The sequence below is a fragment of the Idiomarina sp. OT37-5b genome, assembly GCF_002968395.1.
Classification (GTDB): Bacteria; Pseudomonadota; Gammaproteobacteria; order Enterobacterales; family Alteromonadaceae; genus Idiomarina; species Idiomarina aquatica.
This window is the reverse complement of the sequence record NZ_CP027188.1, coordinates 2,547,892-2,561,140: the sequence shown is the minus strand read 5'-3', so window position 1 is coordinate 2,561,140 and position 13,249 is coordinate 2,547,892. Positions and strand designations below refer to the sequence as shown.

At 50.8% G+C, this 13,249-nt stretch carries 11 protein-coding genes and 2 tRNA genes; 7 read left to right on the top strand and 6 right to left on the bottom strand.

The window, feature by feature from the left end:
• Positions 1-45 precede the first annotated feature (45 nt).
• On the bottom strand, positions 46-522 hold the full coding sequence (gene rsd, locus C5610_RS12055) for a sigma D regulator (protein ID WP_105307368.1): 477 nt from the start codon (positions 520-522) through the stop codon (positions 46-48).
• Between the two features lie 93 nt (positions 523-615).
• Here rsd and nudC point away from each other — a divergent pair, with 93 nt between their 5' ends.
• From nudC to C5610_RS12035, 4 genes are all read left to right on the top strand, one after another.
• Positions 616-1,422, top strand: a complete 807-nt coding sequence (gene nudC / locus C5610_RS12050) for an NAD(+) diphosphatase (RefSeq protein ID WP_105307367.1) — start codon at positions 616-618, stop codon at positions 1,420-1,422.
• A 44-nt stretch (positions 1,423-1,466) separates the two neighbouring features.
• Positions 1,467-2,543, top strand: coding sequence for a uroporphyrinogen decarboxylase (gene hemE / locus C5610_RS12045; protein WP_105307366.1), 1,077 nt, complete (start codon positions 1,467-1,469; stop codon positions 2,541-2,543).
• 127 nt (positions 2,544-2,670) lie between these two features.
• Positions 2,671-3,726 carry an efflux RND transporter periplasmic adaptor subunit gene (locus tag C5610_RS12040; protein ID WP_105307365.1) on the top strand — a complete coding sequence of 352 codons (1,056 nt, stop codon included), beginning with the start codon at positions 2,671-2,673 and terminating at the stop codon, positions 3,724-3,726.
• A 3-nt stretch (positions 3,727-3,729) separates the two neighbouring features.
• Positions 3,730-6,828: an efflux RND transporter permease subunit gene (locus C5610_RS12035; RefSeq protein WP_105307364.1), complete on the top strand. Its 3,099-nt coding sequence runs from the start codon at positions 3,730-3,732 to the stop codon at positions 6,826-6,828.
• 17 nt (positions 6,829-6,845) lie between these two features.
• On the opposite strand, the gene C5610_RS12030 is transcribed toward C5610_RS12035, so the two are convergent.
• From C5610_RS12030 to rsgA, 3 genes are read right to left on the bottom strand one after another with little or no spacing between them, the layout of a single operon-like run.
• Positions 6,846-7,577 carry a glycerophosphodiester phosphodiesterase gene (locus tag C5610_RS12030; RefSeq protein WP_105307363.1) on the bottom strand — a complete coding sequence of 244 codons (732 nt, stop codon included), beginning with the start codon at positions 7,575-7,577 and terminating at the stop codon, positions 6,846-6,848.
• Complete coding sequence (asd, locus tag C5610_RS12025) at positions 7,578-8,447, bottom strand: archaetidylserine decarboxylase (protein WP_410054419.1); 870 nt, start codon at positions 8,445-8,447, stop codon at positions 7,578-7,580. It lies immediately after the preceding gene.
• A gap of 14 nt (positions 8,448-8,461) precedes the next feature.
• A complete protein-coding gene (rsgA, locus tag C5610_RS12020) occupies positions 8,462-9,505 on the bottom strand; it encodes a small ribosomal subunit biogenesis GTPase RsgA (protein ID WP_105307361.1) in 1,044 nt (347 codons plus the stop codon).
• A 72-nt stretch (positions 9,506-9,577) separates the two neighbouring features.
• Between rsgA and orn the strand changes: the two genes are divergently transcribed.
• The 3 genes from orn (at position 9,578) to C5610_RS12005 (ending at position 10,417) form a co-directional block, all read left to right on the top strand.
• Complete coding sequence (gene orn / locus C5610_RS12015; protein WP_105307360.1) at positions 9,578-10,144, top strand: oligoribonuclease; 567 nt, start codon at positions 9,578-9,580, stop codon at positions 10,142-10,144.
• Between the two features lie 83 nt (positions 10,145-10,227).
• Positions 10,228-10,303, top strand: a tRNA-Gly gene (locus tag C5610_RS12010).
• A gap of 38 nt (positions 10,304-10,341) precedes the next feature.
• Positions 10,342-10,417: transfer RNA gene (locus C5610_RS12005), tRNA-Gly, on the top strand.
• A gap of 4 nt (positions 10,418-10,421) precedes the next feature.
• Here C5610_RS12005 and C5610_RS12000 read toward each other — a convergent pair.
• Entirely contained in the window at positions 10,422-11,354 is a 933-nt protein-coding gene (locus tag C5610_RS12000) for a histone deacetylase family protein (protein WP_105307359.1), read from the bottom strand.
• Positions 11,354-13,198, bottom strand: a complete 1,845-nt coding sequence (locus C5610_RS11995; protein WP_105307821.1) for a GNAT family N-acetyltransferase — start codon at positions 13,196-13,198, stop codon at positions 11,354-11,356. The genes C5610_RS12000 and C5610_RS11995 overlap by 1 nt, the downstream gene beginning before the upstream one ends.
• Positions 13,199-13,249: the final 51 nt, after the last annotated feature.

The following is a 13,249-nucleotide window of genomic DNA, read 5'->3' as shown; positions in this document are numbered from 1 at the left end:
AATCACTAAAAAGCCGGCTTCGAGCCGGCTTTTTAATACGTGCTTTTAACTTTTAATCAGTTCATGCTCGTGCAGATGATTGAGCAGCTGATCTTCAAATTCCATCCGTAGTTCAAGTGCTTCCCCCAGTGCTGAGAGGTCGCGATCAAATTTGTTCAGCTCGGTGGTGTTATCGATCTCGCCATAATGGTCATTAAAATCGAGGGCAATGTCCGTCGTATCAGAAATAAGCGGAAACAAGTCATCCATCAAATCATCGAGCTTGATGTGTTTATCGTTGCCGGCTTTGATTAACTGGCCGTATATCTCGAAATGGCCACTGGAAACATAATCCACCAATTGGCCACAAAATTCGCGGATGTCGGAAATATCCGGTAGGCCGTTACGTACGGTTTCGTAGGGCGGCAGCGCCGCAAGTTTAAAGTAATTGACCAACAGATCCTGACGTTCAGTCAACCACTGGTCAATACTGTCGTTGGCTCCACCCCATTTTCGCTGGGCTTGTTCGCCTTTCCTTAACATGTGCTTCTCCGAACATCCGTTATCTGTCACAATCACTACTCTCACATGACGTAAAAAGTCGTCATCGCTCTTATCTCATCATAGGAGAGTCCAATGGTAAAGCCTTATTCACGACCTGCTGACGACGAACCGGCTTGGTGGTGCGTGGTCAGTTCGGATCAGATCTTAGTTACTGAAGATAATGATTTACCCTTTGGCTGTCTACAGGATATGTCATTTCCTGATTTAAACGACTACACCACCGTGTTTATTGGCGAACTGCGTGAGCGTTCATGTTACCTGGTGGTAGCGGATTATCTTGATGACAGCTTTGCGGATGGTAGCTTCCAATCGTTGCGAGCGTTGCTCGACACTCAGGATCTGGAGAAATTCGCGTTGGCGGGACGCGCTCGTCAGTTTAGTGATTTTCTGAGCACCCATCGGTTTTGTGGCCGCTGTGGCACACGCATGCAAGCCGTCGACTGGGAATTAGCGATGCATTGTCATCAGTGTCAGCATCGCTGTTATCCGCGCGTGTCGCCTTGTGTCATTGTTGCGATTACCCGTGGTGACCGTATATTGTTGGCACAAGGGAAACGTCACAAAGAAGGTATGTACTCCATTCTGGCGGGCTTCGTAGAAGCGGGTGAGTCGCTTGAACAGGCACTTGAACGGGAAGTTCATGAAGAGGCTGGTATTACCGTAAAAAATATCCAGTATCAGTTAAGCCAGCCATGGCCGTTTCCCCATTCGCTAATGATGGGGTTCACCGCCGAATGGGCGGCCGGCGATCTGCATATTGATCCGCACGAACTGGTTACCGGTGACTGGTTTGCGTTTGATCAACTGCCAACCATTCCCCCGCATGGTACGATCGCACGAACCTTAATAGAAAAGGCTATCGGCAAAGATTCGCAATAGTGGTAAAATCACCGCTTTATTGTTGTGCTAATGGAATCAATCACATGCAAAAACCGGCGTTACAAAACGATCGTTACTTAAGAGCCCTGCTAAAGCAACCTGTTGACCGCACTCCCGTGTGGATGATGCGTCAGGCAGGCCGGTATTTACCAGAGTATAAAGCCACGCGATCGCAAGCCGGTGATTTTATGTCGCTGTGCCGCAATACCGAACTGGCATGTGAAGTTACTTTACAACCCTTACGTCGTTACGATCTGGATGCGGCGATTCTGTTTAGCGACATCCTCACCATTCCTGACGCTATGGGATTGGAATTGTATTTTGAAACCGGAGAAGGTCCAAAGTTTGCGAAACCGGTAACAACGATTGAGCAAATTGAGCGCTTAAGTGTGCCGGATATGGGCAGCGACTTAAAATACGTGACCGATGCGGTTAGCTTAATTCGTCAGGAGTTGCAGGGTAAGGTGCCACTGATTGGCTTTTCGGGCAGTCCTTGGACGCTGGCGACATACATGGTTGAGGGCGGCAGCACCAAGAACTTCTCCAAGGTTAAGCGTCTGATGTTTGCCGAACCAGAAGCAATGCATAAGTTACTGACGGTGTTAGCAGACTCGGTTATTGATTACCTGAACGCGCAAATTGACGCCGGCGCACAAGCCGTAATGGTGTTTGATACTTGGGGCGGGGTATTGTCACCACGAGACTACAAATTGTTCTCGCTGGCGTATATGGAAAAGATTGTTGCAGGCCTGACCAAGACCTCCGAGGGACGCAAGGTGCCGGTCACCTTGTTTACCAAGAACGGTGGTCAGTGGCTTGAAGCCATGGCAGCAACCGGAGCCGATGGGTTAGGCGTTGACTGGACAACCGACTTGGGCGACGCTCGTGCACGTGTCGGTAGTAAAGTGGCCTTGCAAGGCAATATGGATCCGAGTGTGCTCTACGCCAGCCCGACCCGCATTGAGGAAGAAGTGCAGAGCATTTTGGCCAGTTATGGTCAGGGTACTGGCCACGTTTTCAACCTTGGTCATGGTATTCATCCGGAAGTCGATCCGGAACATGCCGGCGCCTTTATTGAAGCGATACATAAGCATAGCCCGCGCTACCATGAGCAGGACTAAAGGGTCTGACGCACACTTACTTTTGCGATTAATACCCACTTATCCTCGTTAGATGCACCGCCCCCGTGGCGGTGTTTTCCGTACAATGGGCTATGTTTTAATTGTCTCCTGATGCCAAGAGGTAAACATGGCCCGACGTTCCTGGATCAACCCACTGACCGTTATCGTTCTCGTTCTTATGGCGTTAGCGATTTACTTTTTTGGATTTCCACCACAACAGCAAGAGCAAGAACGGCAACAGCCGAGTGTGCCAGTACGTGTGCAGGTTGCTGAACTCAGTGAGTTTCGCGATGTGATTCAGGCACTGGGCACAGCACAAGCCAACGAAACGGTCGCCATCACCGCACAAACCCAGGACGTGGTTGAGAAGATTTATTTTGAAAGCGGTGACTTCGTTGAGCAAGGTCAGCTGATGGCAGAGCTGAACGCGCGCAAAGAGGTCGCCCGGGTACAGCAATTGAAATTCAGTTTAGGAGAAGCGCAACGTCAGTTGGATCGTCTTACCGAGTTGCGCCGAGGCAATGCGGCATCTCAACAGCAGTTGGAAGAGCAGCAGGTTGCTGTGAATGGGCTACAGGCGGAGCTCGAGGTAGCTGAAGCTACCTTGGCTGAAATGAAGATTTATGCACCGTTTTCCGGTCGAGTCGGTATTCGGGAAGTCAGTCCGGGCGCATTAGTGGCTCCGGGTGATGTATTCACAACACTGGACGACATCAGTCCGATTAAAGTCGATTTTAGTGTGCCGGAGCGTTACTTTGCCAGCCTGGCCGTGAATCAGGAAGTGATTGCACGAAACAGTGCCTACCCAGGGCAACAGTTTAGTGGTCGTATCAGTAGTATCGACTCGCGCGTCGATCCGGTTACTCGCTCGGTCCGGGTTCGGGCACAGCTGCCGAATGACGGTGACTTATTACGCCCTGGTATGCTACTGGAAATCACACTGCTGCGGAGCATCGATGAAACCTTGTTGCTCCCAGAAAAAGCGGTGATGCCGATTCAAAGCCGGCAGTACGTGTTTAAATTAACACCGGATGGCCGGGCACAGCGTGTTGAAGTAACCATTGGACGACGTAAACCAGGTATTGTTGAAATTACCGACGGGGTAAAACCGGGTGATCAAGTGATCGTAGAGGGGCTAGTGCGCCTGCGCGATGGTGTTCCCGTAGACGTGCAGGAGGACTAACGCGTGTTTTTATCAGATGTATCGGTAAAACGACCGGTTTTTGCCACGGTCATTAATGTCCTATTACTCATTTTCGGTATCGTTGCGTTTACCATGTTGCCGTTACGCGAATTCCCCGATATCGATGCGCCGGTCGTCAGCGTCAGCACGGATTATCCCGGCGCTTCCGCGGAAGTCGTGGAAACGCAAATTACTCAGCTTATTGAAGAACGTATCAGCGGCATTGAGGGGATAAAAAACATCAGCTCAAGCAGTCGCCCGGGCTATTCCAACATCAGCATCGAATTCAATCTGACCCGTGATATTGATGCCGCATCAAACGACGTGCGGGAGCGTGTATCCCGAGCATTGGATAACTTACCGGAAGAATCCGATCCACCTGAGGTATCCAAGGCGTCGTCCGATGAAACGACCGTAGTTTGGTACAATTTGCGTAGTGAAAGCATGTCGATTCTGGAGCTCACCGACTATGCGGAACGCTATATTGTCGACCGTCTGGCCGTTGTCGACGGTGTTGCTCGGGTTCGTATTGGTGGTGATCGCCGCTACGCGATGCGGGTTTGGCTGGATCGCGATGCGATGGCGGCCAGAGAAGTTACGGTAACCGACATTGTTAACCGGTTACGGGAAGAGAACATCGAGTTACCTGCCGGAGAAGTCGAGTCAACCGAGCGCGAGTTCTCCGTACGTATGGCACGTTCGTACTTGTCTGAGGAAGACTTCCAAAACCTCGTGATTGGTCGCGGCGATGACGGTTATTTGGTGCGGTTAGGTGAGGTCGCACGGGTTGAGCTGGGTGCAGAAGACGATAAAACCGACTTCCGCGGTAACGGCGTAAACATGGTCGGTATTGGCATCATCAAACAGTCGAAGGCGAATACGCTGGCGGTGGTCGAAAACGTACGCGCGGAGATGGAGCGGCTGGAAAAAACCTTGCCGGAAACCATGTATCTGGCTACCAGTTACGACTCATCGGTATTTATACAAGGCTCGATAGACGAAGTTTACAACACCTTGTTAGTGGCCATGTGTCTGGTGGTGGTGGTGATTTACCTGTTCCTCGGTAATGTCCGCGCAACCATTATCCCGGCGTTAACGGTACCGGTTGCGATCATAGCCTCGTACATCGTGCTGTTTGCCCTAGGCTTTTCAATTAACTTGCTGACCTTGTTGGCGTTGGTGCTGGCGATTGGCTTAGTGGTTGATGATTCGATCGTGGTGTTGGAAAACATTTATCGTCGTATTGAATCCGGTGAACCGCCGTTATTGGCTGCCTACCGCGGTGCGCGAGAGGTTGGTTTTGCGGTCGTCGCAACCACTCTGGTATTGATCTCGGTGTTTGTCCCCTTGGCTTTTCTGGAAGGCAATATCGGTAAACTGTTTACCGAATTTGCGCTGGCGATTGCCGCTGCGGTCGCGTTCTCCAGTATTGCCGCGCTTACCCTGACGCCGATGTTAAGCTCTAAGGTGCTCTCGCATAAAGAGCGAACCAGTAAGTTTGGTAAAGCGTTTGATGCCGTTTTCGCCTGGCTGGAAAATGGTTACCGGAAACTGCTGGAAGCCAGCGTCACCCGCCCGCTGTTTGCGTTGATATTGGTGATCCTCGCCGGTGTTGTCAGTTTTGGTGCGTTAAAACTTATCCCCCAAGAATTTGCGCCGCCGGAGGACCGGGGAACCTTTTATATCAGTATCCGTGGAGCGGAAGGTGCCAGTTTTGAATCCAACTCGCGGCATATGGATGAAATCGAGCAGATCCTATTGCCTTACATCGATCAAAATAAAATTGATCGGGTGATTGTAAGAGCGCCGGGCTGGGGTGGTTCAGCGGGTATCGCGATTGTCGGTGCCATTCCATTTGAACAGCGTGAGTGGTCAACCTTTGAGTTGATGGAGGAAATGCGCACCAAGTTAAACCAAGTTGTCGGTGTACAGGCATTTGCCTTTATGCGCAGCGGTATCAGCGGTGGCGGCGGCCGGCCGGTGCAGTTTGTGTTACAGGGGAATACCTATGAACAATTGGCTGAATACCGCGATGTGGTGATTGAAGAAGCCATGAAGAACCCAGGCCTGCAGGAGGTCGATAGCGACTATAAAGAAACGCTACCGCAGCTGTTGGTTGAAGTGGATGAAGCTCGTGCCGCTGATCTGGGCGTTTCCGTACAGGATATCGGCATCACCTTGCAATCGATTCTGGGACAACGACGCGTCACCACGTATCTTGACCGAGGTGAAGAGTATTACGTGATGCTGGAAGGGGAAAAAGCGGATTACCGTAGCCCTGCAGCGATTGATAACATTTACGTGCGGTCGAGCCGAAGTGGCGAATTGATCCCACTGTCGAATGTGGTCAATGTGAGTGAGCGGGCGACGTCCGGACAACTGAACCGCTATAACCGCATGCGCAGCGTTACCATCGAAGCGAATTTGGCAGAAGGCTATTCACTGGGTGAAGCGTTAGCGTTTCTGGAAGGGGTTGTCGATGACAAATTACCGGATGACGTTTCAATTGATTACAAAGGTGAATCCCAGCTTTATCAGGAAAGTGGCAGTTCGATCATCTTTGTGTTTGGCCTGGCATTAGTCATTACTTTCTTGGTCCTGGCAGCGCAGTTTGAAAGCTTCGTGCATCCGTTAGTGATTATGCTGGCGGTACCAATGGCGATTGTCGGTGCCTTTATTGGCCTGTATGTCACCGGGCAGACCATCAATATCTACTCTCAGATAGGTATTGTCATGCTCATCGGTCTGGCGGCTAAGAATGGCATTTTGATCGTCGAGTTTGCTAACCAGCTGCGTGACACCGGATTGGATTTTAAAGAGTCGGTGCTGCGCGCATCGCAACAACGGCTACGACCCATTGTCATGACCGCTTTTACCACGTTAATGAGTGCGTTACCGCTGATTCTGGGCTCGGGACCCGGTCACGAAAGCCGCATGGTGATTGGTATTGTTATCTTCTCGGGCGTTGCGGTGTCAGCCTTCTTAACGCTGTTTGTGATTCCGGCTCTGTATTTATTAATGGCAAAACGCACAACCTCGCCATTGGCGCTGACACGCCAACTTGAATCCATGCAGGAAGATTATCCGGATCATCACCATTAACGCGTAGCTGAGCGAGATTAGCGATAGTGATAAAGGGGCTCGTTACCGCGCGGTGACAGCCCCTTTAATATATTCTGGGCAAATACAGGATTATTGGTAAAGATGCCGTCAACGCCCATGGCGTGAAGCTCCTCAATGTCGTGCTGTTCGTCAACGGTAAAGACATACACTTCAAGGTTGCGGCGATGGCCGTCATCGACCAGCTCCTGAGTCACAAAATCAACGTCGATGTGGGCGGCAACGGCGCTCAGACGGCTGGCGAACGCGCAGTAATCCAATGGGCAGCAGGTAGTGAGTGCGCCAATGTTCACCTCAGGACGGCGGTGTTTTAAGCGCTGTAACCAATGATGATTAAACGAAGAAACCAGTATCTGTGTTAATTCAAATTGCGTGTTGGCAAGGGCGTAGTCGATATCAGACAGCAATTCCGGGCTGGGGACATCCCCTTTAAGCTCGATATTGACGTGACACCGACCGTTGATGTGCATGAGCGCTTCGCGCAGCGTCGGAATGGCTTGTTGCCCAAACACCCGCAATTCGCGGATCTGTTGTTGGCTAAGGTCTTTCAGACGGCCCGGGGTTGCTGTAAGGCGTTCAAGGTAACGGTCGTGGAACACGAAGCGCTCGCCGTCAATGGCATAGACGTCCAGTTCAATACCGTGAACCTGCGCGTCCATCGCGCGTGAAAAGGCCGCCAGAGTGTTTTCCGGCGCCTCCGCGCTGGCACCACGGTGCGCCCAGATTTTCATTTAGTCACTGCTGCCGTTGATGGACGCCATAACCTGACCCATGCGGGTGACAGAGCCAGCTTCGAGTGACTCGTCAAACCGAATACTGTCTTTGGCAAAGGTCATAACCACGGTTGAGCCTAATTTAAAGTGACCCATTTCTTCCCCCTTTTTGAGCTGAATCGCTTCCGGTCCGGAGCTGGGGTAAGACCATGAATGTACGCGCTTAGCGGTCGGTGGTGTAACGGTGCCCGACCATACGGTGCCAATACTGGCTACGATGGTTGCGCCCACCAACACCATCGCCATTGGCCCAACCTCAGTGTCAAAAATAGCCACAACTCGCTCGTTACGGGCAAACAGGTTCGGTACATTGGCAGCAGTCAGTGGATTCACGGAAAATAAGTCACCCGGCACGTAGATCATTTTCTTCAGCGTTCCGTCACACGGCATATGAATGCGGTGGTAGTCTTTCGGCGCCAGATAAATGGTTGCAAAATCACCGTCCATAAATGGCTCAGCATCTTGCTGCTGACCGCCTAGCAGAGCCTGTAATGAGTAATCGTGACCCTTAGCCTGGAAGATACGATCGCTGTGAATCGCGCCAAGTTGACTGACGGTTCCATCGACAGGATGAGCGAGCTGACCATGGGTTGCCGTTAAAGGGCGCAGCTCAGGCTTGAGGCGGCGGGTAAAAAAGCTATTGAAGGTTTTATAAGCCGACGGCTGTTCTTCGATCGCCTCGCTCATGTCGATACCATACTGTTTAATAAACCAGCGAATAAACAATTGCGTAAAAACACCGGCTTTGGCGGCCGCAAATGACCCGACTAAGCGGGACAGGAGATGTTTTGGCATTGCGTACTGTGCCGCAATCTTGATTTTGTCGATGGATGACACGTGATTTAACCTCGTTGCATGGCCCGATTGGGCTTTTGTGAGTTCATAGACTCAATAATTCGATGATAGTTCTGTAATCGCCAGCTCGCGATTTTTCCAGCTTCCACGGCTTCCTGCAAGGCGCAACCGGGATCGTTTTGATGTTTGCAGTCGCGGAATTTACACCCACCTAAGACGTCACGAAAATCTTTAAAGCCCCAGGCCACCCGCTCTTTCTCCAAATGCCATAAGGAAAACTCACGAATTCCCGGAGAATCAATCAGTGCGCCGCCTTCTGGCAATTCGTACCAGGTGGCCACGGTGGTGGTGTGCTGACCCAGTCCGGAGTTGTCCGAAACGTCGTTAGTGATCGTATCGACATCGGGCAGTATGTTGTTTACCAATGAGGATTTACCAACGCCCGACTGGCCTACGACAATGGATGTGTGTCCGGGTAATTGTGCGATTAACTCGCTCAGACCGTCGGTTGTGGCGCTGCTGACGCGCAAGACCTGGTAACCCATACTGGCGTAATAACTTAGGCAGGTTTCGATCTCCTGCTGTAATTCGCTATCCAGTGTCGCCAGGAGATCGGTTTTGTTTAAAACAAGAATGGGTTCGATGCCAATATCTTCACAGGCGACAAGGTAGCGATCGATAATTTGTGAGCTGAACGCGGGAAGCACACTGGAAATCACTAAAATTTGGTCGATATTAGCAGCCACTGGCTTTAACCCGTCGTAAAAATCCGGCCGAGATAGCAGTGAGTCGCGATCATGAACCGCTTCGACCACACCTTGCATACCATCCGTAGAGGAAGTGGCGCGGCGCCACTGTACTCTATCACCACAGACCAAGCTATCCACGGCACGACGAATATGACAGCGAACAACGTCCCCGCTGTTGTCCATGATGTCCGCGTGTTGGCCATAACGACTGATAACCCGGCCTTCCTGCGAGGGACCGAGTTGGTCGTTGTCCCAGTCGACATCGGGCTGTTCGAGCCGTTTGCGCTGGTTCAGCTTGACGCGTCGTTGCTGACCTTTATTGAGGCGACGTTTTTTAGCCAATCGTTGCGACCTGTTGTTGTTTCTAAATTGACGCTATCATACCTGAAAATAACATAAGTTTAGAGTGGGATTATGAGTGAGAATGAGAAAAGCCAACGCTTAATTTGGATCGATTTGGAAATGACCGGGTTGGATCCTGAGCAAAACCATATTATCGAGATAGCGACCATCGTAACGGACCACAACCTGAATGAGTTGGCGCAAGGGCCTGTCATTGCGATTAACCAGCCGCAGGAGTACCTTGATCGGATGGATGACTGGAACGTCAAAACACATACCGGCTCGGGCTTGGTGGATCGCATCAAGGCCAGTGAATACAGCGAACAACATGCGGTACAAGCAACGATTGCGTTTTTGCAGGAATGGGTTGAGCCGAATACCAGCCCGATGTGTGGTAACAGCATTTGCCAGGATCGGCGTTTTCTCGCCAGGCATATGCCGGAACTGGAAGCGTATTTTCACTATCGCAACCTCGACGTAAGCAGTTTAAAAGAGCTGGCAAAACGTTGGAACCCGGAGGTGTTGAACAGTTTCAAGAAGAAGGGTGTTCATGAGGCACTGGAAGATATCCGCGAATCCATCGCTGAACTTCGTCATTATCGCGATAACTTTTTAAAGCTTGCGCAACCGTCTGACTAAATGTTCGCCAAGTGGCGTTAATTTTGCAGAAAAAGTGTTGACGAATGCGGCGTAATGGGTAGAATACACGCCGCACTGACAAAGCGGGAATAGCTCAGCTGGTAGAGCACAACCTTGCCAAGGTTGGGGTCGCGAGTTCGAATCTCGTTTCCCGCTCCAAGTCAGTCCTCCAACGAATAGCAATACCTAGTAAAGACGCGGGAATAGCTCAGCTGGTAGAGCACAACCTTGCCAAGGTTGGGGTCGCGAGTTCGAATCTCGTTTCCCGCTCCAATTTCTAATACGCATCACTACCCAACATCCCCTTGAGATGAGCGACGACACTACGTCCTAACGCACTGAGCGCATAACCGCCTTCCAGCGTTGAAACGATCCGCCCCTGGCAGTGTTTATCAGCGAGCCGTTTGAGTTGTTCGGTGACCCAATAGTAATCGTCTTCTTTCAATAAGAATTGGGACATCTCGTCTTCAATGTGTCCGTCAAAACCGGCCGATATCAGAATAAGTTGCGGTTTGAACGCATCAATTTTGGGGAACCAGCGTTGGTAAACCGCTTCCCGCCATTCATAGTTTTTACAGCCTGGTGGTAAACCAATACTAAGAATGTGCTCGTTGTTGTGATTTTCATCCACAAATGGGTAAAGTTGCTGCTGAAACGAGGAACAGAATAAGACCCGCGGATCGTGTTCAAAAATATCTTCGGTACCATTACCGTGGTGTACGTCAAAATCAACAATAGCCACCCGCTCAAGGCCGTAATGATCGATGGCATAACGAGCGGCAATGGCAATGTTGTTAAAAACACAAAAGCCCATGGCCTGATTACGCGTGGCATGGTGGCCTGGTGGACGGACGGCGCAAAATGCCTGATGATTTGTACGCGACATGACATGGTCAACCGCATTGATGTTGGCGCCGACCGCCATCAATGCCGACGTCAGGGTTTGGGACGTCATTGGTGTATCTGGATCGAGCCAGATGTGGCCGTCGGCAGGAACTTTAGCGAATAGGTCATCAACATAAGCACGATCATGTACCTGATAGATGGGCGCCAAACCGGAGGCGGTTGCTTGCTCGCGGACGATGACAAAATCAAGGCCGGAACGAATGATTTGATCGTTAATGGCATCCAGTCGAGCGGGACATTCCGGATGGTGAGGGTCTGGATTATGCAGCGCACAATCTTTATGAGAAAACAACGTAATTGACATTACTCTTCCTTGTCATCATGCAACGACAGTTTCAGCAAAACTTCGCCGGGCTCATCAGCCGGTAAACGTTTAAACCCGGCTTTCTCAAAGACGTTAAGCATGGGCGTATTATTGGCCAGTACGACCGCCTGCATACTCTGCAGGCCGCGAGATTTGGCGATACGTATCATCTCATGCAGTAACATGCTGGCCATACCTTGTCCCTGATAATGCTCACGGGTCACGAAGGCTACCTCACAGCTGTTTTGTGATTCGATGAAGTAATAGCGACCAACGGCCATAATTTTGGCGGCCGAGCCTTTCTGGCGCACAATGCATAGGGCGAGATCCTTTGACTGATCGATGCTGACCAGGGTGCAGGACTTCTCCCGGCTCATGCTGGTTGGTACGGCGTTGTACCTGAGCTGCAGGGTCTCCTTGGTGTGCGAATAGAAAAACTCCTGCAAGCGTCGTTCATCCGACGGGTACAGTGGTCGTAGATCAAATTCTTCCCCTTTAAACTGGATCTTTTTAAAACCCATTGCGCCCAGTTCAGGCACGTCGACCGGTGTCTGTTGCTGATAATGAGGGACCCAGTAATGCTGGCGTACCTGTTGCAGCAACTGTTGGCGGAACTTCGGATGGGCAACACGAATGAGCTCCAACGCCCGTTCGCGGATGCTTTTGCCGCGCAGTGAGGCGACGCCGAACTCGGTTACCACATAATGAACGTGGCCGCGTGAGGTAACCACACCGGCACCTTCCTTGATGTGTGCAACGATACGAGACACTTTACCATCCGCCGTTGTAGAAGGTAGCGCAACCACAGGCTTTCCACCTTTACTCAGTGACGCACCACGGCTAAAGTCAACTTGTCCGCCGATACCACTGTAAAATTGATGACCGATGGAGTCGGACACGACCTGTCCGGTTAAGTCCACTTCAATGGCACTGTTGATGGCAATGAGGTTGTCATTTCGAGCAACATTGGTGGGTGAATTAACGTATTCGCTCGGGTAAAAGCCGACATGTGGGTTTTGATGCACGAAATCATAGAGCTTTTTTGTGCCCATGCAAAAACTGGTGACGATTTTGTTGGGGTGAAATGTCTTCTTGCGGTTATTGATGACCCCTTTTAGCATCAGTTCCATGATGTCGTCGGTAATCAGTTCGCTGTGTACACCCAAATCTTTATGGTTACTGAGGTATCTTAATGCCGCTGCACAGACGCGCCCGACACCAATTTGCAAGGTGCAGCCATCGCGCACCAGTAAGGCAATATATTGTCCGATACGCTCGATGATCTTGCTGTCTTCCGTCGCCGGTGGTTCAAGCGTGGGTAATGGCTCTTCATGTTCCCAAAAGTAATCAATTTGACGTTTGTGCAGAAAGGACTGGCCGTAAGTGACTGGCATCTGCGGATTGACCTGCGCGATAACCGTATTGGCGAATTTGGCCGCTGCTGAAACCACATCCACGGAAACGCCCATCGAGTGATAGCCGTATTGATCGGCCGGGCTGACCATGATCAATGCCGCATCGAGGGGCAAAATGCCATTCTCGAACAAGTTAGGAATATCGGAGATAAAACAGGGTGTGTAATCAGCGCGCCCTTCATTAACCGCGGTTCTAACCGTTTCACCACCAATAAAAAACGTATTTACCTTGAACAACTGTTGATGTTCTGGCTTGGCCCATTCGTTATCGGACAACGTCATTAGCTGGACGATTTCGATATCATGCAAGTTTTTCGAGTGGGCAATCAGGTCTTTAATGAGCGCTGTCGGTACGCCGGCATGGGAACCAATAAAGATGCGCTGTCCGGACTTCAGTATTTTTGACCAGTCGAGCTTCTTGTCTGCCATATAAGCCTCAGAATAATCCATTAACAGTACTTGGTGATGATGTTAAAAATC